Below are 23,293 nucleotides of genomic sequence, written 5' to 3'. Positions count from 1 at the left end.
TCGACCGCTGCACGGATCTTGGAGACAAACTCCTCCCGCGAGATGACTCTGGATCTTCCGGTGCCACGTCTGGCCCAATTTCTTGCGGGTCTCCCCCGCACAGCGGCCTTTACTTCGGCTGCAATCGGATTCCGGCATCGAGCCGGATACACTCACCATTCACATAGCCGTTCTCGACAATGAACTGGGCCAAATGCGCAATCTCATCGGGACGGCCGAGGCGCTTGGGGTACAGCGGGCTGTCAGACGGCGCACGCACGGCATCGCTCGGCAACGAATTGAACATTGGCGTGTGAATCAGCCCGGGAACGATGGTGTTCACCCGGATTCCATAGCGCGACAGATCGCGAGCGATCGGCAACGTCATCGACACGACTCCGCCCTTCGAGGCGCTGTAGGCGGCTTGGCCGATCTGGCCTTCGTAGGCCGCGACCGACGCCGTGTTGATGATCACGCCACGGTCGCCGCTGGCGTCGTCGGGTTCGTTCTTGGCCATCTCCATAGCAGCCAGACGCAACACATTGAACGTACCTACTAGATTTACGTCAATGACCTTCTGGAAATCCGCAAGCGGGAAAGGGCCGTCCTTGCCGATCGTCTTGATGGCATTGGCAATGCCGGCGAAATTGCAGCACACGTGGATGGCACCGAAGATCTTGACCACCGCATTGATGGCCTCTTGAACGCTGGCCTCGTCAGAGACGTTGATTCTCGAATATATGGCGCGAATGCCAAGCTCGCCGACAATTGCCTCGCCGCGCGCGTCATCAAGGTCCATCACCGCGATCTTGGCGCCCAGCGCCGCGAAGCGGCGAACCGTCGCTTCTCCCAGACCGGACGCGCCGCCCGTCACGACAACCACCTTGTTAGCAATATCCATAATTCAGTGTCCCGATCTCCAGAAGTGGCTTGCAATCGCCCGGGAGGCTCTCCCGGCTGAGGGTAAACTTGATGGCACCGTCTCGTCCGCCTGGCTCAGGCACGCTCAAAGATTGCGGCGATACCCTGTCCACCGCCGATGCACAGCGTGACCAGCGCATATCGGCCGCCTGTACGGTGCAGTTCAGCGATCGCCTTTGTGGTGATGATCGCGCCAGTGGCGCCCACGGGGTGACCCAGCGAAATTCCCGAGCCATTCGGGTTGACTTTGGCCGGGTCCAGACCCAGTTCCCGGATCACGGCGCAGGCCTGGGCGGCGAAGGCTTCGTTGGCTTCGATAACATCGATTTCCGACACTTTGAGGCCCGTGCGTTCCAGCACCTTGCGCGTCGCGGGAACAGGCCCGATACCCATGTAGGCAGGCTCCACCCCCGCGTGCGCATATCCCACCAGGCGCGCAAGCGGCTTGAGGCCCAGCGCCATTACGCGTTCACTCGTTGCCAGCACCACGGCGCCAGCGCCGTCGTTGATGCCCGAGGCGTTACCCGCTGTCACCGTGCCGTCCTTTTTGAACGCGGGTTTCATGCCGGCTAGTACCTCCACCGTCGTGTCAGCGCGCACATGTTCGTCGGTATCGAACAGCACTGTGCCCTTCCGGGTCCTTACCTCGACGGGCACAATCTGTCCTTGGAAGCGACCTTCCGCAATAGCCACTGCTGCGCGGCGCTGGCTGTCGGCTGCCAGCGCGTCCTGCTCCTCGCGCGAGATGCGGTAGCGGGCGGCGACGTTCTCGGCGGTAATGCCCATGTGCATCCCATCCCACGGGTCATGCAGGATGCCGATCATATAGTCGATCAACGCCGCGTTGCCCATGCGGGCGCCATGGCGTGCGGCTGTGTCGAGATAGGGCCCGCGGCTCATCGACTCTGACCCGCCGCCGACTGCGATGTCGCAGTCGCCCTGCCCGAGGGCGTGCGCCGCTGAGACGATGGCCTGCAGGCCCGAGCCGCACAGGCGATTCACATTGAACGCCGGGGTTTCGACAGGGCAGCCGGCATCGATGGCCGCCACTCGGCTCAGATAGGCATCTCTGGGATCGGTGGGAATCACGTTTCCCATCACCACATGGCCGACGGCGTCAGGCGCCACGCCACTGCGTTCAATCGCGGCGCGCACGGCGGTCATGGCGAGGTGGGTGTTGGGCACATCCTTGAGGGCGCCGCCAAAGGTGCCAATTGCGGTGCGGGCGGTCCCGACAATGTAGATGTCGCGCTGGGACATGGCTTTTCTCCAGATTGCTTGAATGAATCAGTCAATTGCCACCAAAGTGGGGGGCTTCCCTGGCGTAGAAGGCTTCCACGCCGGCCCTGAAATCCTGCGTGCCCGCGCACCGCTCAAAAGCGGCGGCTTCGGCATTGAGCTAGTCGGGCAGACTGCGGTCGAACGACTCGCGCATCAGGCGCCTCATCGCACCGTAGGCAAGGGTCGGGCCGCACGTCAGATGCTGCGCCAGCACATCAGTCTCGGCCTCGAACCGACCCGCGGGCACGACCCGGTTCGCCAACCCCAGGCGCTCGGCGTCGGCAGCACCGAGGGTGTCGCCCAGCAGCACGAGGCTCAACCCGGCGCCTGCTGTCACACCGTGCACCTGGGCAATCATGAGGGCATTCATGACAATGCCTTCTTGAAGTGCCGGTGTTCCTACCGTCGGCCGCTCCCTCCCTGAACGTAGCCACGTCGCTACTATAGCCTTATGTTACTCATGAGTAAACATAGTACCCGCCAGTATACAGTGGACTTTTTGGTAACATGCTTATGGGGCGCTGACACCGCCAGCCGAGTAGCCCTCCAGTACGTATCGAAGCAATCTCATGGAGACGTTTGCTGACAACTAACCTGCGGTCGACAGTGCGCCGTCTCTGCTAACTAGTCGGCTCACCGGATCAAACTGCAAGCGCTGCCAACGGACCGAAGCAGGCGCTGGCTGAGTCGGCCGGAGTACGCTGCGTTCGGCTCGGCCGGGAACGTATGACAAATAGGAACCAAAAAGTGAGAAATACCGAGCAGGCGTCGCCTTGGCCAAGCCAGACGGAGCGCCAAAGGGAACGGGAAATGAAGCGTGAGGCCGTGCTTCGTACCGCCGCGCAGGTATTCAACGAGAAGGGGTTTCACGCCACCTCTCTTGATGAAGTGGCTGAACGCTTGCACGTCACTAAGCCGACGTTGTATTACTACGCAAAAAGCAAGGACGAAATCTTATTCGAGTGCGTTCGGATTGGATTGGAGATGACGCAGGCGGCAATCAACAGGGTATCCGAGTCGGGGGGGACGGCGGTCCAAAAACTGCAGGCCGCGATGCTCGAGTACGCCAAGATAGTGACCATGGATTTTGGAATGTGTCTCATCCGCGTGGGAGAAGAGGCACTGGTTCCAAAGAGTCGGAAAAGGCTTCGTCACCTGAAGGGAAGTATTGACCGTGAATTTCGTGGTCTCATCGAACAGGCAATCGCCGAAGGGGCATTGGCACCCTGCGATCCGAAAATTGCCGCATTCGTTGTAGCTGGAGCGCTGAGTTGGATCGGCCGCTGGTACCGCCCAGATGGCTCTCTTTCCGCTGACGAAGTTGCCCAACAAGCTGTTGCAACACTCCTAAACGGCCTATACGCTCGCGCCCCAAGCGCGCGCAATTAAAAGCGCGGTGCTCTCGTCAAAAAACCGGTTTCGCCTTGGAGCTTGTCTCGGGCGTACGCAGTGCCGGAGTGCCGTTCCCGATGACGATTCGGACAACCGGCTTGCCCGGCTACTACACCGCCAGCCAGATAGCGCGGTCCGCCGAGTCGCTCGTATTGTCGATGCTGAATGCTTTGACGAAATTCGCCACCGTCGGTTTTCCTGACGACCCAGCTTTGCCAGTGCTCGCGCCCAATGTCGCACACCCACGCAGTTCCATGCCGATCAGGTAACCACGTACTTGGCGAAGTACTCTAGAAACGGAGGCCGCCTGATGGGCCTTGGCGTGAGGCTTCCGGACCCGGTTCGCCTGTGACGGCCTCAATGAGCTTCCATCATGGGCACCCTGATGCCATTGCCCCGTGAGAGCCCCACGTCGTGCGTTATCGTTCCCTCCGCTCACTGGCGGGAGGCTTTCATATCATCCACCTGAACCAAAACGGTTACCGGCCCCCGCTAGCAACCAGTGAACGACGCTGGGCGTTTCTCGAAAAAGGCGTCCAGACAGACTTTGAAGTCGGTGGACGAGGCACACGCCCGGAAAGCTGCCGCCTCAGCATCGAGTTGGGTGCCTAGGTCACTGCCGAACGAGCTACGCATGAGACGCCGCAGATAGCCGAGGGCCTTCGTTGGGCCCTTCGCCAGGCGCTGTGCGAAAGCCTTGACCTCGCTATCTAGATCGGAGGCAGGTACCACGCGATTGACGAGGCCCAAGCGCTCGGCCGCTTCCGCGTCGAAGGTTTCACCGAGCAATGCGATTTCAAGTGCCCGGCGTCACCCTACCATCCGGGGCAGCGCCCAAGATGCACCGGCGTCACAACTGGCACCAATGTTCACGTAGGCCAGGTTGAAGCGCGTACCCTGCGCCGCAAGTACGAAGTCAGCCTGCAGCATGAGGCTCAGTCCTGCCCCGGCGGCAACGCCATGTACCTGTGCGATTATTGGTGCATCCATTGCTGCAAGCACGGTGAGCGCCTCGTGCAATGGGCCTATCAAATCGGCCGCGCCCTGCAGTGGATCGGCCTGCAAGGTCGCAAGGTCACCACCTGCCATGAAGCCCCGGCCCCCGCCACAAAGCACGACAGCACGAACAGACATGTCGTCGGCCAGAGTGCGGATGGAAGAAAGGAGGGCATGCGCCATTGGCACATCGATAGCGTTGAGTGCATTCGGTCTGTTGAAGCGCAGTGTAGCGATGGCGCCATCGCGCTCCAGTAGCAGGGGCGGGGGAGTGGGAATTTTTTTCATATGCAGATCACCTTTACCTGTGTTTGAGAATGTTCATCTATCAAAGCAGAGCGATACTTTGGTTCGGAGTATCCACGACTGCGACATTGTGTCGATGCCGATCAGGTCGGCCAGAGCCAGCGGCCCAATTGGATGATTGTAGGCTCACCGATCTCTTCGGGTAGCCTGAGCCCCTCGCCGAGCACTTGGAACGTCTCGCCGCTCCATGGGTAGACAAGGCGGCCAACGAGACTACTCTTTACGCTAACCGGCTGCTTCCCTATCAACCTGGACAAGACGCCTCTATTAACGCGCGTTGTCTCATGGCTCGTATCCAGGCAAAAAGTTTTCCCATAGTTCCATTACGGCGAACTAAAGGTCTGGGATTCATACTGCTTAGCTGTTAATGCGCCCAGTGAGGGGTATTTGGCCCGTTCGCCAACTGCGTTCGCACGGGGTGACACCCCCTGATGCCACCGCCTTCCTATCGCGCGGCAACGGCCATTCAGAACAAGTGGCGAATACCCACCATCACACCGGTTTGATTCACGCCTGGCAGCGGCGTCGCAGCAGGCGGGATCACCGAGGCGTCGAGCGCGAACGTTCCGTGGCGTTGGTTGAACATACGCCCTGCGGTGACATACGTCGCCGTTTGCTTGGACAAGAAGTACATCGCGCGCGCTGCGATCACGGAGGCTCCCGAGTCGCTACCGCTCACGGTCAAATGGCCGAACTGAGCGTCAAGAGCGATATCGGGACGAAGAAGATAGGTTCCACCGAACCACCAGAAGTTGCTGATTGCGTTGAAAACGGTCGCCGTTTGCGCTCCATGATTGATTCGATGGACAAATCCCGCGCCGATAGTCGAGTTACCAAACATCGCGTAGCCGTCGATGAGGATACGCGTATCGGTTTGCGAGCTACTGGGCAGAGGCGAGCCAGTGCCGCCCCCACCGTAGTTGCGATCGACGGCAGCCGCGACGCTCCACTTTTCCGTCTCATACTGCAACCTGGCAGACATCGCTTTGCAGGCCCGCCAGTCCGTGACCGATTGGGCGCAGCCTCCTGCCGCTGCGGAGGCTACCGTATCGCGGCCGAAGGAATACGTCGCACCCGCAGTCAGCCCAGATGACGTGAAGGTATAGGCTACCGCATTGTCCTTTTGCGAGGCTGCGAAGTAGGTATCCAGATCGAGGGCGCCAAAGACGTTCGGCCCCATCGTGTTGGCCTTCAAAGCCCAGTAGGCTTGTGAATACTGCCGACCGAAGGTTAACGTGCCCCACGGCCCCGAGATTCCGACATAGGCCTGCCTGCCGAAGAGACGCCCCCCTTGATTCAGCGTGCCCTGTGTTGGGGAGAAACCCGACTCCAAGTTGAACACTGCGCGAAGACCACCCCCCAGATCTTCTTTGCCTTGGAAACCCCATCGCGATGGAAGTGATCCCGTGAGCGGTGTCATGTGCACAAAGTTGGACCGCTGGGGACCGACATTCGTCACATACGCGACGCCTGTATCCACGACCCCGTATAGGCTGACAGAACTCTGTGCTTGCGATGTGGTAGACGCACATGCCGCGAGCGATGCGACCCCACACCAAACCAACCGACACCGTGCCAGGTTACTCCTGGGCCGATTCAGCCGTAAACGCATTCACTTGCCTCCATTTTACTAGTACACGTTTGATGGTTGGTAAATGTCTGACATCTGGTTCAAGCATATATAGACCGAAACTTAGCCGTAGTTGGTAAGGCATTACTTCATGGCAATTATTATTTAGGAATACATATCACATATGTTGTTGCTCTCGACCGGCAAGATACTCCGTCGTCAAACGTGAGGGCGATCGGGAAGGTGCGTATCTAGGTCGTACGAGGTATCAGCCTCCATTGGGCGTCACTCCCGTTGCCTTCTGTAATCGTCTGCTCGAGATTCGTGGAGCAACTTCCTTAGCAAAACTAGAGGAGTTTTGACTCGACACCAGTTAGTCTCCTCTGCTTTTCGGACTCGCGCGGGTACCGCCCAAGAAACAGGAAAGTAAAAATGAAAACGGTCGTCGATGCTGCGAGGATTTCAATAGCAAGCTCGTATCCTCCGGTCGGCACCATCCAAATGCGCGTGACAAAGGCTCTTTGCTAGCGATGACTCTTGCGCTGTCTCCTCTCTTAAAATGTTTAACTGATCTTTTAAGTAATTTACAAAGTTCGTTAATTAACGAACAACTTTGGATCGTTATTCTTGACATTAAGATCGCAACATCGATGCCATCCCACCGTTCCAGCAACAGTTCTTAAAAAGTATCTTGGGCATAGCCAGTGCCGAACCACCGGCGTAGGCGGCTCCCATAAAAGTCTCCAGCGTCGCCGCTAACGGCAAGACGCCTGGAAATGAAACCCCGAAACTGCGGCTAGTGCGTCCACGGGCTCCTGTAAAGTGAACGGTGGAGATCCAGTCAGCGAGCGCCGCCCTGGTGAGAGCCGTGCCGGCCATCTGCGCCGCACGGCCACTCGCCTCGAGTGAGGCGGCAAGGTCGCTCTCTAATCTAAATGTCGATCTATGGCTCCCGAGACAAGTCAACAAGTTTTAATACGAGATCCTTGGGAAGCTGACGACTATCGTAGACCGTCGTCAACCGCGAAATGTACCCAGTATTATCCAGCTCGAGGGTGGTGACGCCCACCTTAAGAGCTGAAGAGGGGCCCGCCCGCCATTCAAATCCACCGCCAAGGTCTCCCCCCACTATGTGGCGAAGCTGAGATCCAACTCCGAATGGTGCATCCGGAAGTATGCGATTGAGGTATCCCTCAATCGCCGAACGGCCAACAATCTCCGACCTGAGTGCACGGTCCTCGTAGATTGCGTCGTTGCTGAACAAGGAGGCGGCAGATCTAGCGTCGTCATTTCTGAACGCATCCGCAAGTTGTTGCGCAACGTTCCTTATTTTTTCCGAAGCCATCTCGCCGACAGCGTTTTCTTTGAAGTCTGTGGGAAATTTGTCTGAAGGCGTCCGCAGCTTATTGTATAAATTCGTGTCAAAAGTACTAGCGTCCAAATAATCTATCCATCGAACGATCTTTCCGTCTCTGATGTCAACCACGCCAGTAGCCGGGATTTTGCTGCCGAACCATTCAGGTGTATCCACGAATTCGACAATCGCGCTTTCCGGTCCGCCAACAATACGAATAGGGTACGACACGGCAGCTGGAGGAAGTGTTGCCATATAAGGTACCAAAAAGTCCTTAAACGCCACGAAACTAGGCCATTCATAACCGAGCACCGCATCGCTGTACGTAGCCATGTTGGGCGAAAAAAAACCAAGCAAACCATTGGCATCATGCGAGGTCTTCTCTATGAAGTATGATTTGAAGAAATTTTTGATAGGTGGAGTCGCGTGATCCGCCTGTACTATCGGAGGACTTACGGGTTGCGCTTTTGCCGGCGACAAGAATGTCGTCGTTGAAATGACGGCAGCAATTAGAACATCATAGAACCGTGACATGGAAAGTCTCCTTATGAGTTTTATACAATTTCATTTCCTCGCACGATTTCTCAATTTCAACGCAGATACTGGGAAACGCGAGATCAATTTGCTGCACCTTGCTCAACGTTCGGTCTAAGGTAAGTGCGATGCTCAGCCCTCGTGCGCTCACGCAACTCGAACTGCCCCGCCTTGTCGAAACACAGTCAAATATAAAGCTTTACACTCCTCCAGTGATCTCCGTGCCATGAGTACCTTGGACCGAGTCCTCAGTACTGGCATCGAATGGATGCCATCAATCCAACGTCACTCTCCCTGTCGAAAACTCGATTCGCAGGTTAAGGCTACCTTCATTAACAAGCCATGGCCGAACGGTGAACGAACGAGCGCCATGCTGATGCATGGGATCCGAGGCGGCGATTTCGCGCGCGTGCTCCATGGAGGAGGCACGGATTACGAACATTCCATCGCCGTCCCAGTATTTTTCATCGTCGGTCCATTGAGGCCCGGCGGCGACCAGAATGCCATCACGCTCGATTTTGCATTGATGTTCAAGGTGGGCTGGAAGGTTCTCCATGACCGGACCAATACCGTTGGTCGGCCTCGAAAAGACCACATAAAACTGCTTCTTGAGCATATCCTTGCTGGCTTCAAGAACCTGCTCTCGTGTAACACGCTTCGCTTCCACAATTGTCTCTCCTCTTAATAGGATTACTTAAAAATTTAACAATTCCCCACTTCGACCTATAACTCGGTCTTCTTTGGCTGAGAGGGACCCGCACATGGTGACGCGGCGGAGATGAATGAGACGCGGCACTCGATGTACGTTCCCCGTGTGCTTGAATCGGCGTTCCTGGCGGGCAATCTCTAGGGGGCGGCCGGGGCCGCGAGCGGGGTCACATCTAGTCCGGCTGGCTGCGGAGGTCGACGATGATCTTCCCCGGCGCGTCGGCGCGAAGCGCCTCAAAGGCGTCGATTGCGCTGTCGAGGGTGTAACGGCGTAGCAGGGGCGCGATAAGCAACCGACCGTCGGCCGCGGCCTCCATAGCGCTTGTGACGCACCGTGCATGGGCTTCAGGTTCCTCCAGGCCGCTGTAGCCGCGAAGGGTGATGCACTTGCGGTAGAACTTGAGCGTGTCGATCGTCGTCGGCCCGGCCAGGGCGCCGAAGCTCACGATGCGGCCGCCCACGGCGACGCGCTCCACGGCCACGCTCGTCCAGGCGCCGCCCAGTGGATCTACGATGACGCTGGGGACGATCTCGCCGAGGGCGTCGGTGAGATCGACCGGGTTGCCGGCCACGATGGGCACTCCGCCTGCGCGCCGCACGACCTCGGCCTTGCCAGGGTCGCGGATCTGACCAAGCGCTCGCACGCCGGCGTTCGCCAGCAGCGAGACAAGCATGGCGCCGATGCCGCCGGCGCTCGCGTAAACGAGCACGCAATCGCCAGCCTTGACTTCCGCGAGTTCGAACAGCCGCATGGCAGTGGCGCCGGCGGCGCCGCAGACTGCTGCGTACTCCAGCGGGAGGTCGCGCGGCGCCGGGAAAATAGCCGACTTTGGGACGACGGCACGCTCGGCCGCCACGCCCCAGCGCCGCACTCCCGTTCCGCTTCCGAACACGAGGACCGGTCTACCGTCCACCCAGCCTGAGCCTTCCACGCCCGGAACGTGGGGTGTTGGCGGGCGGAGGCCGCCGACGCCGAGCCACAGTTGGGCGTCCATGGAGTTGAGGCCGGCGTAGGCCATCTCGACTAGAACCTCGTCCGTCCCGGGAACGGGGTTCTCAACTTCGACGACGGCCAAGGGCGCCTGAGGCTGGAGGTACTGGAGCGCTCGCATCATGCAATCTCCGGTTGGCGTTGAAGGTTGAGGATCTGGTTCGTTTCCCGGCGGGTCGCCACGGGCCGGCCGACCTTCTTCGCCAGGGCGACGGCGCGCTCAACGAGCTCGACGTTGGTGGGTGTGTCGGCAGCGCGATAGTCCTCCAGCCCGATCCGCAGATGCCCGCCCCGTTCCATTGCGTATTCCGCAAAGCCGTTCTCGAAGGCGTTGCCCCCGAAGATGCCGACGTTCCAAGGTATGCCCGCGTCTTGAATCATCTCGAGATAGAGGTCAAGCGACGCGCGGGCACCGGGCAGGCCCATCAGCGTACGCGGGCCGCCGAACACAAGGCGGAAGATCGAGCCCTGAGGGATCTTGCCCGCGCGAGCGAAGGCCATGGCCGTCCGCAAGAAGCCGGGCTCGATGCAGCCGATCGAGGCTCCGATCCGGTTCCGGATGCAGAACTCGAACATGTAATGGGCGTCCGAGTTCGTGTTAATGAAGAGTTCGTCCGAAGACCCCGGAAGGCCGTCTTCGCCCAAGAAGGACATGTTGCTGGTGCCCATGTCGATCAGGCCCAGTCGCAGCAGCCCCGCATCCACCAACTCCTGCATATGCTGCGTGCGTGCCTCGATCGTGGTCTCGCCGCCGCCGCCCTGCATGGTCGGATAGAAGATAATGTCGGGATAGCGATCGATAACGGGCGCCCAGGCGTCGATGAGTGGCCTGGAGTCGTGTCGGCCGCTTCCCGGTGCGATCACCGGATCATCCGTGTGGGAGTGGAGGATCGTAGCGCCGGCCGCGACACAGGACAGAGCGTCGGCTGTCACCTCCTGAGGCGTCCGCGGGACGTGCGGCTGCACCTCTCGGGACGTGACGCCGTTGAGACAGACTTCGATGATCACGGGAGGATGGGACGTTGAATACATTGAATTTCTCCAGGTGTTTCCGTCAGATTAAAACCGGTGGCGGGCCGGCGCGAACTTGTTAGCCAGTCGGAGCGCACAGCAGGCGGTGACACTGTGCTCCGCCGTGGCGGAGAGGTGTTTGTTGAAAAGACTCTCACGACGCACGGCGATGTGCTGGATGGAGGAAGCCGACCGGTTCAAGCAAGCGTGCGTTGGCTAATGGCCCCGCGTCAATCGCATCAAAACCGAAGGGCCGGGCAGCTGCGGAGCAGCGTCTTTCGTCTTTGTGTCGTCGCAAGCAACGAGTTACGATTCGGGCGCCGGGCAAGCTTCTCTGTAGCTCCTCTAGCCCACGTGCGAGCGCGCTACCGACATTGCCTTTGCCATATTGGAGATGCCCATTTGAGTTCCTTTTCCAGAGCGCCACGATTGCGAACCATTTTGCACATAAAATATGCCGGCCCTCGGGAGCGTCAGGTTTTCAATTTACAGGCTCTCCGATATCGCAATCAACATGCACTTTATTGATGCGCCGTTTCCTAAAAGTTGATGATCCATGGACACTCTGATGAGCCTTCGAGTCTTCAGTACTGTTGCGGAAGCGAAGGGCTTCGCCGCCGCGGCGGACCGCCTAGGCATCTCGCCAGCGATGACTAGCAAACATGTCATACATTTAGAGGGAAAGCTTGCGACTCGGCTGCTACATCGCACCAGCCGTCATGTCAGCCTGACAGAAGCCGGCGTACTCTATTTTCAACAGGCAAAGGCGCTATTGGACGGGCTGGACGAAGTCGAGGCGGCGATGGCTAATGTTACGGTCGTCCCTAGGGGAACTTTAAGGTTCAGCGCACCCGTATGGTTCGCCAACACGAATTTCGCACGGATGGTCGCCAAGTTTAGTAGTCGATATCCAGACGTCGTCTTTGACATCGATCTCACCGGGAGGATCGCTAATCTCGTCGAAGATGGGCTCGACCTCGCACTTCGAACAGTCGATCCGATGTCGCTGGATCCCAGTCTAGTGGCGCGTCGTCTCGGCGATGTGTCGTTTCAGCTCGCAGCTGCGCCGACTTACCTCGATCGTGTGGGCCGCCCATCGAGAATCAGCGATCTGAATGGCCATGCCTTGCTGCGCTACAACGCGATGCGCGACTATCAGCATGTAATCATTGAAGGGCCGAACGGTCCTGAGACCGTTGGTTTCAGGTCGGTGATGGAAAGCAGCAACGATACTATGCTTCAACTTGCCGCAATTGAGGGGATGGGTATTGTATTTCTGCCCAGATGGATGATTGAGCAAGAGGTTGCGGATGGGCGGCTAGAAATCCTCTTTCCAGAGAGCGCTCAGATAAGAAGAAGCATCTTCGCCGTGTATCCCAGCCGAAAATACTTATCCGCCAAGGTTCGGCTTTTCATCGAATTCCTTGTGGATGGTGCGGGTCTCGGCGGTCCTTTTAGGACCGCCAGGCGCGAATCTCACGGCCCGAGGAGCGATCCCTACAACGACGCCGAATAGATTTACGCAAGCCAACAACGACACCGGCATCCAGCGTTGCAAACATGAGGGTAACCATGGATCATTTTCCATTACCTGAGGCGAGCCCATCATGGCATCTCGGAAACCAACGCTGGCTCTCGAACCACCACAATCGGGTCAACGCAAGAAGGGGCTGTCCACCCGGCAACGGATGCTTGAAGCCGCCGTCGAGCTATTCGCGGACCGGCCTTTCGACGATGTGCAGGTCGGTGAGATCGCAGAACGTGCCGGCGTGACCCATGGCCTGATGTTCCACCATTTCGGCACCAAGCGTGGTCTATCTCGATAGCGTTGCATGAAATCTCGCGCCGGCTATTCGACTTGAGCGTTCCCGATCCGAACCTGCCGCCTTGCGATGAGATACGGCAGCTTCTTCTCGATCATTTTCAGAATATTTCGGATAACGAAACATTGTTGCTTGACTATATGCGCGGCTCAAACGCCATGGCAGCTGACCCCGAGGCATGGCCCATTTTGGATCGTCATCGCGTCGAAATGGAACGGTGGGCGCTCAAACTGGTCGGCTTCTCTCAGAAATCCCAACCGCTGTGACTGGCGATCCGTACGGCGGCATCGGGAATGGATCAGCTCAGCGTCCGCTGGCTCCAGGAGGGCCGGATCCAGAAGATCGACGTACTGATCGAGGCCACGATCGAGCTGATCATCGGTGGGTTCCGCGCTGCCACCAAATTCGACCCGACGCTCGATGTCGAGACCGGTATTCGATTGTTGTCGGAACGAGGCGGTGATTCGGCCCGAACCAAGCGCGCGGCGAGCCCTACCATAAAGCGGAAGCGGGCCAAATCGGGCTGATCCCTTCCGCTCCATTGCCTTAAATGGAATTTTGTCGTAGCCGTGATCGCGTCGAGATCACCGATCCGAACGCCGGCGCGAAGCGGTGTGCTCGTTTCATCGCGGCTAGAAGCCGACGTTATCGCTCCCCTTGAGCGCCAGGATTTGACGCGCCTCGGTCGGGGTCGCCACCTCGAGCGAAAGCGGCTCGAGGATTGAGCGGATCAGCCGCACCTGCTCGGCATTGGACTCGGCGAGCCGCCCCTTGCGGGTGAACAGCGAGTCCTCCAGGCCCACTCGGACATTGCCACCGTTGATGGCGCCCATGGTGAGGAAGGGCATCTGGTGCCGCCCGGCGGCCATGACCGACCAGCGATAGTCGTCGCCGAACAACTTGTCGGCGATGCGCCTGGCGTGGAACAGGTTCTCGGTATCGGCGCCCTGGCCTCCCAGCAGCCCAAAGATCGACTGCACGAAGAGCGGTGGCGTCACCAGCTTGCGATCGAGAAAATGGGCGAGCGTGTAGAGGTGCCCTGTGTCATAGCACTCGAACTCGAACCGGGTGCCGTGGCGCTGGCCCAGCCGCTCCAGCACCTGCTCGATATCCTTGAACGTGTTGCGAAAGATCCAGTCGCGCGACGATTCGAGATAGGTCGGTTCCCAGTCGTGTTTGAAGGTCTTGTAGCGACCCAGCATCGGGTACATGCCGAAGTTCATCGAGCCCATGTTGAGCGATGCGAGTTCTGGCGACGCGCGTTCCGCGGCCGCCAGCCGATCGTCGAGGCTCATGCCCTGGCCGCCGCCGGTCGTGATATTCACGATCGCGTCGGTCGACTCCTTGATCCGTGGCAGAAACTGCATGAACAACGCTGGGTCCGCCGAGGGCTTGCCGGTATCCGGATCGCGGGCATGGAGATGGAGCACCGACGCTCCGGCCTCCGCTGCCTCGATTGCCTGCGTCGCGATCTCGTCGGGTGTGATCGGCAGATAGGGGCTCATCGACGGAGTGTGGACGGAGCCGGTGATGGCACAGCTGATAATGACCTTGGACATCTGTTCTCTCTCCTTCAGCGCATCCAGGGGCGTGGCGGCGTCAACAGCGCATCGACCACTGCGCGGGAAAAGGGGGGCGCCCCTTCCGGCAGCGGGCCGGGCGGTCGCAAGGATTCGGGCAGATCGTCGCCCCAGGCCCAAAGCCCGCCGCGGGCGAGCGGGTGTTGACCCGTCGGATAGTCGGCGGTCATGAGATCGCCGTCCGCATAGTGCTCCCACTCATCTCCGGCGGGATCCTTCCAATAGTCGAAGAATTGGCTGCCAAGGACATGCCGGCCGGTGCCCCAGGCGTGGGTCCAACCCCGGGCGCGCAGATGTTGCTGGCCCTGTCCGACGGCGTCGATGTCGATCGTCTCGGTAGATACGTGAAGGACCGCGGGCGCGGGGCCGGCGAGGAATGCGAGGCTATGGTGATCGGCAGGCGTGTCGCCGCGGTCGAGCCGGAAAAAGCCGAGCGCCGGCGTTCCGTCTGCGACCGTGCAAAGATCCGAGGCGATGAAGCCAAAACGGTGCATGTACCATTCGGCGGTTCGCTGGAAGTCGGGGGTCTGCAGCACGACATGGCCCATCCGCAGCACCGGCGACGGTTCCGCGGACGAGCGTATCGGCGCATTCACGCGCACGTTCCGGTTGGGCGTGTTGATGCTCACGAACGGCGCGCGGATCGGTAGGGGGTCAAGTTCAGCTATCTCAGCCAGCAGATCGACACGCCGCCCGTCCGGATCGGTCAGGCGAACGCGCAACCCGCCGCCGGGACCATCGTTGGGTTCGATCGCCACGCCCTCGATTTGAGCCAGGCGTTTCAGATCGGCGACATCCTTCGCCACTAGCGCGAAGCCGACAAAGCTGTCCTCATCAGCCGGGATCACCTCGACGCAGAACGGTGCTTTCCCATAGCCGCGATAATGGCGGCTCCTGCCGCTCGTCTCCAGCGACACGAAGCCGAAATCGCGCAGGAAGCGGTCCATCGCATCGGGATCGCGCCGGTTGAAGACGACATGAGTCAGCCGATCGGCATGCAGGATCGGATCTTGATGACGGAGCAGGCTGTTCACTGGATGGATCCTCTCATATGGTTCGCGAACATCTCAGACAATGCGGGTTTCTTGGCCGCCGATCAGCTTACCGCTGCGCGTATCGCGCATCGTCAGCCGTAAAACGTCGCCCGGTTGCAGGAAGGTCGTGCGCGCTGTCATCTCAGCCCGAAGCGCGTCGCGACGCGTCTCGTCGGCCATGAGGTGGGCGGCCAGGATGTCGACTACCATAGGCGAACCCTTCGCGAGAACCCCGCCCGGGGTGCCGGTCAGGATCATGTCCCCGGGCGCGAGATCCATGATCTCCGACAGCTGGGTGATCGTCTCGGCGGGACGGAAGATGAGCTGATCGGAGCGCGCCGACTGCCGCTGCGTATTCCCCCAGTCGAGCGTAATCTCGAGTGCGTTCAGCGTCTCCGCCACCTCGTCGGGGTCCAACGCGAGCAGGATGGGACCTGCGGGGCAGAAACCGCGATAGCTCTTGCCCTGAAACCATTGGAGAAAGGACGCCCCGAACATCGTGTCGCGCGCGGAAACGTCGTTGCACAACACGACGCCGGCCACATAGTCGCCAATCGTTTCGTCGGTCACTTTGCAGGCTCCCGTGACCGCGCGCCGCATCACCACGCCTATCTCGACCTCATAGTCGAGCAGCTCCACCTCCCGAGGACGCACGATGTCGGCATAGGGGCCAGTGAGGCTTGAACTCGCCTTCATGAAGAACAGGTTCTGCCGCCGTAGGTGATGACCCGATTCGCCCGAATGCTCGGCATAGTTGAGGCCTTGGCAGACGAGCTGACCATCGCTCGTTACCGGGCTCAGCAGACTAGAGGCTGGCAGCCGGAAAGGAGGTTCCTCATGCACGGTCCCGCTCGACAAGGCATTGAGCAGCTCGCTGGTCTTTTGGGCATTCGTCAGAAGAGGCGCCACCTCGATCGTATCCGACGCGCTGCGAGGCGCATCGCCGACCAGGCGCCCCCAGCGAAAGGATCCGGCATCTTGATAGCGCAATAGGGATTCAGCCATTTTGGGTACTTTCTTCAGATAATTTATGGGTAGGAATACGTATTAGCTGGATCGACCGGGCGTTGACGTATTCATCTCAATGTTCGACGGTTGGGAATTACGGAACAGGAGCGCGCTCAGGTGGGCGTTCGAGGATTCCTCGAGCAACGCTAGTCGCTTGCTCACGGCGACGGGCCGAGATGCTCGCGCAGCGCTGCAGCGGCGTGCGTTGGCTAATGGCCCCGCGTCAATCGCATCAAAACCGAAGGGCCGGGCAGCTGCGGAGCGGCGTCTTTCGCCTTTGTGTCGTCGCAAGCAACGAGTTACGATTCTGGCGCCGGGCAACCTTCTCTGTAGCTCCTCTAGCCCATGTGCGAGCGCGCTACCGACATTGCCTTTGCCATATTGGAGATGCCCATTTGAGTTCCTTTTTCCAGAGCGCCACGATTGCGAACCATTTTGCACATAAAATATGCCGGCCCTCGGGAGCGTCAGGTTTTCAATTTACAGGCTCTCCGATATCGCAATCAACATGCACTTTATTGATGCGCCGTTTCCTAAAAGTTGATGATCCATGGACACTCTGATGAGCCTTCGAGCCTTCTGTACTGTTGCGGAAGCGAAGGGCTTCGCCGCCGCGACGGACCGCCTAGCAGGTTCAGGAAGAACCGCTCCATCACCGAGTTATCCCAATAATTTCCCTTGCGGCTCATGCTGCAAACCACGTGATGCTGCCTGAGCAATGTCTGGTATTCATCGCTCGCATACTGGCTGCCCCGGACGCCCTTCTAAATGTCAAGTTGGTTCGTCATTTTTCTGAACGCAAAGCGGCGCGCTTCAGGGGTGGGAGCGGGTTGCCCACCTGTCCTCCGCAAAAACTCGATCAAGACAGGGCGAGGGTGTTCAGCGGCGCCGCATCGCATATGACATGATGAACACATGATTGCGCTCATCAGGATTGTTGTTCAACTGCTATCGGACGTGTGCCGATTCGCCGTCCTGCTGCTTCGTCCAAGCGGTGCCCTGGCGGCCGAAAACCTTTTCCTGCGCCGCCAGCTCGCGTTATATCAGGAGCGCGGCATGAAGCCACACCGCGTCGATGCGGCTATGCGGATCGGTCTGACCTTGCTGTCCCGGCTGTTCGACTGGCGCGCAGCGCTCGTGGTGGTACGTCCCGAGACGCTCATTCGTTGGCACCGCGCCGGCTTCCGGTTGTTGTGGCGTTTCAGATCACGTCTGGGGCGCCCGCCGATTCCATTGGAGCTGCGCCAGTTGATCCGGAGGCTGGCGGCCGAAAATCTGCTCTGGGGCGAAGAGCGCATTGCCAACGAACTTCTGCTGAAATTCGGGCTGCGGGTTTCGCCACAGACGGTCAGGAAGTACATGCCCCGGCGCGCGCCGGGTCTGCAGCGTGGCGATCAGCGCTGGTCGACCTTCCTGCGCAATCACGCCGATGCGATCGTTGCATGCGACTTCTTCCTGGTCGTCACCGCGACCTTGCGCCAGCTCTACGTGTTCGTGGTGATCGAGCATGCGTCGCGCCGGCTGGTGCATGTGAACGTGACACCTCACCCTACGGCAGCCTGGACGCTGCAGCAACTGCGGGAAGCAACCGGTTTCGGGAACTGCTACCGGTACCTCCTCCATGATCGCGATAGCATCTTTGCGAAGCATCTGGACGATTCCATCAGCCGACTCGGGCTGACCGTGCTGAAGTCACCACCCCGGACGCCGACGGCCAATGCGATCTGCGAGCGGGTCATCGGCACAATCCGGCGCGAGTGCCTGAACTGGCTGATCCCGCTCTCAGCGTCGCATCTCAGATCGATCCTGAAAAGCTGGACGGCGCATTACAACCGCGGGCGTCCTCATATGTCTTTGGGACAGGGTGTCCCTGATCCGCCGGCCGATCCTGCACTGCCTCCCCATGAGAATTCCGGTCACCATGTCGACCGGTGCCTTGTTGTGCGCGCCAAACCGATTCTCGGCGGGCTGCACCACGAGTATTCACTGTTAACCGTTGGCACCTGATCTGGATTTTGCGGACCACAGGACCGGCCGTTCGCGTAACGGCGTAGAAGGATCGACGATCGGCAACAACTGGCCCGGATTCGCCCAGCACCCGAAGGCGGCCGCACGAACCCGGACGGTTCATCGTTTCGCGCGGCCAGCGCAGGCCGCTCTAGATTTCAGTCTGCTCCGAAATCTCAAGCGCGTCATCGACTTCAATGCCCAGGTATCGGATCGTGCTTTCAATCTTGCTATGTCCGAGCAACAACTGGACGGCCCTGAGATTCTTCGTGCGTTTGTAAATCAGGGTTGCCTTGGTACGGCGCATCGAATGTGTACCGTAGGCTGTCGGATCAAGTCCCGCCGCATCCACCCATCGACGTATCATCCGCGCGTACTGCCGGGTTGAAAGATGTGGTGACACCGATAGTCGACTTGGGAAGAGATACTGATCAGGCTTCAAGACAGCCTTCTCAATCCATGCTCCGACCGCCTTCCGGGTCGACTCGGTGAGCTCAAACTGGACCGGGCGTTGAGTCTTTCGCTGAATGATTTGCGCCCGCGCCAAGACTTGATTGCCGTGCGTAACATCGCGGACTTGCAGATTGACCAGATCACAACCGCGGAGCTTGCTGTCGATTGCAAGGTTGAACAGGGCGAGGTCGCGGACAGCATGAGCGTTCTGAAGGTAGATCCGGATAGCCCAGACGTCTTTGGGCCTCAGAGGTGGCTTCTGGCCGACGAGTTTGCCTTTGTTCCACGCCTCACGGGTTTGTTCGGTCTTCATGGCAGACTCCCACAGGGATGATGGGAGTTCAATTGTGGTACCCGGCCTCGACGCCGGTTCTTGGGTGGAATTGCCCGAGGCTTACACGCAGCCAACTATTGCCACCATCTTTCGAATCCGTCCCGCGAACGGCTGGTCCGCACCAAAATCCTGCCCGTGAACCCACGGGTAAATTTCGGCCATTGCCGACATTGAGATGCGCTGGGTTCTACGTCAGCAATTTGGTGGATTGCTGACAGTGGGGGCATCGAGCAGTCGGACGGCAGCTTCCTGCATCAGCGAACTCACGCTCCCGACCCTTCTGAGCCATTCAGTGAAGATCGAGGATTGGCCGCTCACGGAGTGATAGCAGACATACCGTGAACGCGTGGCCATGAAGCTGGCCAGCGAGCGGTTTTCGATGCTCATTGCGACCCGCTGCCAGAACCTGATCAGATCGAAATCCTGGGCGTTGGCCCGGTAGCTGGATTCGGTCCATGAGCCCGTATCGACATAGTCGTAGAACATCATGCGGGGCACGCGCCGCTGCGCACGCTGGCACAGGTCCTCGATACTTGTAATCAACAGACATCCGGGCCATCCAGAAGTTAACGTGTTTCCTGCAAGGTACGCGCCGGCATCCCCAGGAGCACCGCCAAGCCACCCGCGACCAGCAAGGCGGCCATGACGTAGAGCCCGCTCGTGAAGCTGCCGGTGGTGGTCTTGGCCCAGCCGATGATGGCCGGGCTGACGAAGCCGCCGGGCGGCGCCAAGCTGTTGATGACCGCGATGCCGCCCGCCGCCGCGCTGCCGGACAGGTAGGCCGTGGGAATCGCGCAGAACACGGGCATGCACGCGAAAATCGTCGCCGTCGTCAGTGCCAGGGCCGCCAGTGCCCGCGTCGGGCTGGAGGTGGTCGCGGACACCATCACCAGGCTCGCGGCGCCGATGAAGGCGCACGCCGCCAGGTGCCAGTGCCGCTCCATGCGCGCACCAGAGTGCCGGCTGATCAGGACCATGCCCAGCCGAGCCGACGAAGTGCATGGTGTCAGTGATTGACGCCGTGCCTGCGCGACTTGTTCATAGGGCAACGGGTGAATCCAAATCGGCTTCGTGAATAGTCGATATAAAGAATGAAAGTTTCCCCAACGGCTCGCGAATATCCACAATGAGTTCACCTTGGTCGATACGTCAACCCCATCAGGGAGCGTGAATCCAGGTTGTCGTGCAGATATAAAGAGAGGAGCTGTTTGTGGTCCACAACTTCATCAATGGCGAGTTTGTTGAGACGGCCGGCGGCCAGACTTTCACCAAACGATCGCCTGTCGATAACACGGTGCTGTACTCCGTGTCCGAAGCCAGTCAACGCCATGTCGACGCAGCAGTCAATGCGGCTCGTGGTGCGTTGAATGGCGAATGGGGAAATCTCAGTACCGAGCAACGTGTGGATTTGCTCTATGGCGTCGCCGACGAAATCACGCGTCGCTTCGACGATTTCGTGGAGGCCGAAATGGCTGACACGGGACAACACCGTCATGTGATGGAGCACGTGTTCATCCCCCGTGGCGCGGCCAATTTCCGGGCATTCGCGGAGACCATCAAGACCGTATCGTCCGAGTCGTTTCAGACGGCGACGCCGGATGGACGAGGCGCGATCAACTATGCGATTCGAGTACCGAAGGGTGCGATCGCGGTGATCTGCCCGTGGAACGCGCCCTTCATGCTCATGACCTGGAAGGTTGCTCCTGCGCTCGCGTGCGGCAATACCGTCGTCGTCAAGCCGTCGGAAGAGACGCCCGCTACCGCGAATCTTCTGGGCGAAGTGATGAACGTCGTTGGCGTGCCGCGAGGCGTCTACAACGTTGTCAACGGCTTCGGGCCGGATTCCGCAGGCGAATGGCTTGCCAGCCATCCGGGCATCGATGCGATCACGTTCACGGGCGAGACGCGCACTGGCGCCGCGATCATGAAATCTGCCGCGGAAGGCATTCGCGACGTTTCGTTCGAGCTGGGTGGCAAGAATGCGGGCATCGTGTTTGCCGATGCGGATTTCGATGCCGCTGTCGAAGGCATCTATCGCGCCGCATTCCTCAACTCCGGTCAGATCTGCCTCGGTACCGAACGTGTCTATGTCGAGCGCCCGATCTTCGACCGCTTCGTCAATGCGCTGAAGGCGCGCGCGGAGTCGGTCAAGTACGGTCGGCCGAGTGATCCGGGCGCCACCTATGGCCCGTTGATCAGTCAGGAGCATCGAAAGAAGGTCCTGTCGTACTACGAGCGGGCGCGAGCGGACGGTGCCACGTTGGTGACCGGCGGCGGCATTCCCGGTCTGCCGGCCGATCTGGCGAGTGGTGCCTGGGTGCAGCCGACCATCTGGACTGGCTTGCCCGAGACCTCTGCCGTCGTGCGGGAGGAGATTTTTGGACCGTGCTGCCATATTCGGCCGTTCGACAGCGAGGGCGAGGTGATCGGGCTTGCTAACGACAGCGAGTGCGGCCTTTCGACCACGATCTGGACACAAAACCTCTCTCGCGCGCACCGGATGGCAGCCCGGATCGATGTCGGAATCTGCTGGATCAACAGCTGGTTCCTACGCGACTTGCGCACGCCGTTCGGCGGAGCGAAGCAATCGGGGATCGGCCGCGAAGGTGGCGTGCATTCTCTCGAGTTTTATACCGAAACACGCAATATCTGCGTGAAGCTGTGAGGTCGATCATGAGCAGTGAAAAAATTCGGCGTTACGGAGACGAGCTGTACGACGCGCTGGTGACGCGCACGCCGGTGGCACCGCTGACGGATCGCGACCCGACGTTGACGATCGAGGATGCGTACCGCATCCAGCGGCATATGGTCGAGCGTCGCGTTTTGGCCGGCGAAACCATCATCGGGAAAAAGATCGGCGCGACGAGTAAGCCGGTGCAGGAGCGACTCGGCGTCCATCAACCCGACTTCGGGCAACTGACCTCCGGAATGGCTCATCGCGAAGGCGACGCGATCGACCTCTCCGGTCTCATCCAGCCATTCGTCGAAGCTGAACTGGCGTTCGTGCTGAAGGAAGACCTGAACGGTCCGGGGATCACGGCAATGGACGTGATCCGGGCGACCGACTACGTCGTGCCTTGCTTCGAGATCGTCGACTCACGAATCGATGACTGGAAGATCAAGATCCAGGACACGGTTGCGGACAACGCATCGTGCGGTGTTTTCGTATTGGGGAACACGCGCGGCGACCCACGCAAGCTGGACATCACGCTCGCAGGCATGGTGCTCGAGAAGAACGGCGACGTGTGCGCGACTGGGGCGGGTGCGGCGGTACAGGGCGGGCCCGCAAATGCTGTCGCCTGGCTCGCGAATACGTTGGGCGCACTCGGCATTCCGTTCAAGGCGGGCGAAGTGATTCTGTCCGGTTCCCAGTCGGCACTGATCCCGGTCGCTGACGGCGACGAGTTCGTGTGCACGATCGGTGGCCTTGGTAGCTGCCGGATGACTGTGATGCGAAAGGAGGCCGTATGGCAGGCGCATTGAAAGAGAGTGTGATCGCTCAGCTCGCGGACCAAGTCGAGAGCGCGCAGCGCGAAGCGCGTGCGATCGCCAAGCTGACTGATCAATGGCCCGATCTGACCGTAGCCGACGGCTATGCGGTCCAGGCGGAATTGCGACGCCGTTATCTCGCGGATGGTCAGCGTCTTGTGGGGTGGAAGGCAGGGCTGACCTCGCGGGCCAAGATGAAGCAGATGGGTGTCGATCAGCCGTGTATCGGCTTCTTGACGAACGCAATGGCGCGTCCCGAAAGCTCGGCGATCTCGACGGCCGACCTAGTGCATCCCCGTGTCGAATGCGAGGTTGCCTTCGTCACCGCGAAGGATCTGCAAGGTCCTGGCTGCACTGCGGAAATGGTGCTCGAGGCGACTGACTACGTATTACCTGCCGTCGAGATCATCGACTCGCGATATGCGGCCTTCAAGTTCGACCTGGCGAGCGTGATCGCCGACAACTGCTCTTCTGCCCGCTCGGCTGGATGACCCAGTACCGCAGCCGCCGCGGCCACGGCGA

The 23,293-nt window shown here is 59.7% G+C and carries 24 protein-coding genes and 2 pseudogenes; 10 read left to right on the top strand and 16 right to left on the bottom strand.

Going from position 1 to position 23,293, the window contains the following annotated elements:
- Positions 1-109 precede the first annotated feature (109 nt).
- From AC3WOG_RS22430 to AC3WOG_RS22420, 3 genes are all read right to left on the bottom strand, one after another.
- Complete coding sequence (locus tag AC3WOG_RS22430) at positions 110-880, bottom strand: SDR family NAD(P)-dependent oxidoreductase (protein ID WP_492580139.1); 771 nt, start codon at positions 878-880, stop codon at positions 110-112.
- A gap of 95 nt (positions 881-975) precedes the next feature.
- Positions 976-2,160, bottom strand: coding sequence for an acetyl-CoA C-acyltransferase family protein (locus AC3WOG_RS22425; protein WP_492580138.1), 1,185 nt, complete (start codon positions 2,158-2,160; stop codon positions 976-978).
- A 139-nt stretch (positions 2,161-2,299) separates the two neighbouring features.
- Positions 2,300-2,551 (bottom strand): enoyl-CoA hydratase/isomerase family protein, encoded by a 252-nt coding sequence (locus AC3WOG_RS22420; RefSeq protein WP_492580137.1) that lies wholly within the window; start codon positions 2,549-2,551, stop codon positions 2,300-2,302.
- Between the two features lie 377 nt (positions 2,552-2,928).
- Here AC3WOG_RS22420 and AC3WOG_RS22415 point away from each other — a divergent pair, with 377 nt between their 5' ends.
- On the top strand, positions 2,929-3,570 hold the full coding sequence (locus AC3WOG_RS22415) for a TetR/AcrR family transcriptional regulator (RefSeq protein WP_492580136.1): 642 nt from the start codon (positions 2,929-2,931) through the stop codon (positions 3,568-3,570).
- Positions 3,571-3,650: 80 nt separating this feature from the next.
- On the top strand, positions 3,651-3,842 hold the full coding sequence (locus AC3WOG_RS22410) for a hypothetical protein (protein ID WP_492580135.1): 192 nt from the start codon (positions 3,651-3,653) through the stop codon (positions 3,840-3,842).
- 223 nt (positions 3,843-4,065) lie between these two features.
- On the opposite strand, the pseudogene AC3WOG_RS22405 reads toward AC3WOG_RS22410, so the two are convergent.
- The 6 genes and pseudogenes from AC3WOG_RS22405 to AC3WOG_RS22380 all read right to left on the bottom strand — a co-directional run bounded on the left by AC3WOG_RS22405 (position 4,066) and on the right by AC3WOG_RS22380 (position 11,064).
- Positions 4,066-4,857: pseudogene (locus tag AC3WOG_RS22405) on the bottom strand (enoyl-CoA hydratase/isomerase family protein).
- 484 nt (positions 4,858-5,341) lie between these two features.
- Positions 5,342-6,487, bottom strand: a complete 1,146-nt coding sequence (locus tag AC3WOG_RS22400; protein WP_492580134.1) for a porin — start codon at positions 6,485-6,487, stop codon at positions 5,342-5,344.
- A gap of 901 nt (positions 6,488-7,388) precedes the next feature.
- Positions 7,389-8,333 (bottom strand): nuclear transport factor 2 family protein, encoded by a 945-nt coding sequence (locus AC3WOG_RS22395; protein WP_492580133.1) that lies wholly within the window; start codon positions 8,331-8,333, stop codon positions 7,389-7,391.
- A 274-nt stretch (positions 8,334-8,607) separates the two neighbouring features.
- Positions 8,608-9,000, bottom strand: a complete 393-nt coding sequence (locus tag AC3WOG_RS22390) for a YciI family protein (RefSeq protein ID WP_492580132.1) — start codon at positions 8,998-9,000, stop codon at positions 8,608-8,610.
- A 214-nt stretch (positions 9,001-9,214) separates the two neighbouring features.
- Positions 9,215-10,156, bottom strand: coding sequence for a quinone oxidoreductase family protein (locus tag AC3WOG_RS22385; protein ID WP_492580131.1), 942 nt, complete (start codon positions 10,154-10,156; stop codon positions 9,215-9,217).
- Complete coding sequence (locus AC3WOG_RS22380; protein ID WP_172175093.1) at positions 10,153-11,064, bottom strand: beta-keto acid cleavage family enzyme; 912 nt, start codon at positions 11,062-11,064, stop codon at positions 10,153-10,155. The genes AC3WOG_RS22385 and AC3WOG_RS22380 overlap by 4 nt, the downstream gene beginning before the upstream one ends.
- Positions 11,065-11,611: 547 nt before the next feature.
- Between AC3WOG_RS22380 and AC3WOG_RS22375 the strand changes: the two genes are divergently transcribed.
- The 4 genes from AC3WOG_RS22375 (at position 11,612) to AC3WOG_RS22360 (ending at position 13,393) form a co-directional block, all read left to right on the top strand.
- Positions 11,612-12,559, top strand: a complete 948-nt coding sequence (locus AC3WOG_RS22375; protein ID WP_492580130.1) for a LysR family transcriptional regulator — start codon at positions 11,612-11,614, stop codon at positions 12,557-12,559.
- Positions 12,560-12,650: 91 nt separating this feature from the next.
- The gene (locus AC3WOG_RS22370) at positions 12,651-12,869 is read left to right on the top strand and encodes a helix-turn-helix domain-containing protein (RefSeq protein WP_492580129.1); all 219 of its coding nucleotides are present in this window, start codon (positions 12,651-12,653) and stop codon (positions 12,867-12,869) included.
- A 32-nt stretch (positions 12,870-12,901) separates the two neighbouring features.
- Positions 12,902-13,132, top strand: a complete 231-nt coding sequence (locus tag AC3WOG_RS22365; RefSeq protein ID WP_492580128.1) for a hypothetical protein — start codon at positions 12,902-12,904, stop codon at positions 13,130-13,132.
- A gap of 27 nt (positions 13,133-13,159) precedes the next feature.
- Positions 13,160-13,393 (top strand): hypothetical protein, encoded by a 234-nt coding sequence (locus AC3WOG_RS22360; RefSeq protein ID WP_492580127.1) that lies wholly within the window; start codon positions 13,160-13,162, stop codon positions 13,391-13,393.
- 105 nt (positions 13,394-13,498) lie between these two features.
- On the opposite strand, the gene kce is transcribed toward AC3WOG_RS22360, so the two are convergent.
- The 4 genes and pseudogenes from kce to AC3WOG_RS22340 form a co-directional block, all read right to left on the bottom strand.
- Complete coding sequence (gene kce, locus AC3WOG_RS22355; protein ID WP_492580126.1) at positions 13,499-14,425, bottom strand: 3,5-dioxohexanoate:acetyl-CoA acetone transferase; 927 nt, start codon at positions 14,423-14,425, stop codon at positions 13,499-13,501.
- A gap of 14 nt (positions 14,426-14,439) precedes the next feature.
- Positions 14,440-15,480, bottom strand: coding sequence for a VOC family protein (locus AC3WOG_RS22350; protein ID WP_492580125.1), 1,041 nt, complete (start codon positions 15,478-15,480; stop codon positions 14,440-14,442).
- Positions 15,481-15,513: 33 nt separating this feature from the next.
- Positions 15,514-16,485 (bottom strand): fumarylacetoacetate hydrolase family protein, encoded by a 972-nt coding sequence (locus AC3WOG_RS22345; RefSeq protein ID WP_492580124.1) that lies wholly within the window; start codon positions 16,483-16,485, stop codon positions 15,514-15,516.
- Positions 16,486-17,117: 632 nt separating this feature from the next.
- A pseudogene (locus AC3WOG_RS22340) lies at positions 17,118-17,243 on the bottom strand (IS3-like element ISKpn18 family transposase); the annotation flags it as partial.
- Positions 17,244-17,403: 160 nt separating this feature from the next.
- Here AC3WOG_RS22340 and AC3WOG_RS22335 point away from each other — a divergent pair.
- Positions 17,404-18,495: an integrase core domain-containing protein gene (locus AC3WOG_RS22335; protein ID WP_492580123.1), complete on the top strand. Its 1,092-nt coding sequence runs from the start codon at positions 17,404-17,406 to the stop codon at positions 18,493-18,495.
- A gap of 151 nt (positions 18,496-18,646) precedes the next feature.
- Here AC3WOG_RS22335 and AC3WOG_RS22330 read toward each other — a convergent pair whose 3' ends face one another.
- The 3 genes from AC3WOG_RS22330 to AC3WOG_RS22320 all read right to left on the bottom strand — a co-directional run bounded on the left by AC3WOG_RS22330 (position 18,647) and on the right by AC3WOG_RS22320 (position 20,259).
- The gene (locus AC3WOG_RS22330) at positions 18,647-19,261 is read right to left on the bottom strand and encodes a tyrosine-type recombinase/integrase (protein ID WP_492580122.1); all 615 of its coding nucleotides are present in this window, start codon (positions 19,259-19,261) and stop codon (positions 18,647-18,649) included.
- Positions 19,262-19,474: 213 nt separating this feature from the next.
- A complete protein-coding gene (locus AC3WOG_RS22325) occupies positions 19,475-19,780 on the bottom strand; it encodes a hypothetical protein (protein WP_492582406.1) in 306 nt (101 codons plus the stop codon).
- A gap of 68 nt (positions 19,781-19,848) precedes the next feature.
- Positions 19,849-20,259, bottom strand: coding sequence for a hypothetical protein (locus tag AC3WOG_RS22320; RefSeq protein ID WP_492580121.1), 411 nt, complete (start codon positions 20,257-20,259; stop codon positions 19,849-19,851).
- Between the two features lie 233 nt (positions 20,260-20,492).
- Here AC3WOG_RS22320 and AC3WOG_RS22315 point away from each other — a divergent pair, with 233 nt between their 5' ends.
- Genes AC3WOG_RS22315 through AC3WOG_RS22305 form a run of 3 tightly spaced genes read left to right on the top strand, consistent with a single transcriptional unit; the run spans position 20,493 to position 23,262 of the window.
- Positions 20,493-21,947, top strand: coding sequence for a 2-hydroxymuconic semialdehyde dehydrogenase (locus tag AC3WOG_RS22315; protein WP_492580120.1), 1,455 nt, complete (start codon positions 20,493-20,495; stop codon positions 21,945-21,947).
- A gap of 8 nt (positions 21,948-21,955) precedes the next feature.
- Positions 21,956-22,765, top strand: coding sequence for a 2-oxopent-4-enoate hydratase (gene dmpE, locus AC3WOG_RS22310; RefSeq protein WP_492580119.1), 810 nt, complete (start codon positions 21,956-21,958; stop codon positions 22,763-22,765).
- Positions 22,750-23,262 (top strand): FAA hydrolase family protein, encoded by a 513-nt coding sequence (locus AC3WOG_RS22305; RefSeq protein ID WP_492580118.1) that lies wholly within the window; start codon positions 22,750-22,752, stop codon positions 23,260-23,262. Before dmpE ends, AC3WOG_RS22305 begins: the two co-directional genes overlap by 16 nt.
- The last annotated feature ends 31 nt before the right edge of the window (positions 23,263-23,293 follow it).

This window comes from Paraburkholderia sp. FW306-02-B (genome assembly GCF_058782725.1).
Note: the sequence above shows the minus strand (reverse complement) of the source record. Positions and strands in the feature narration are given on the sequence as shown.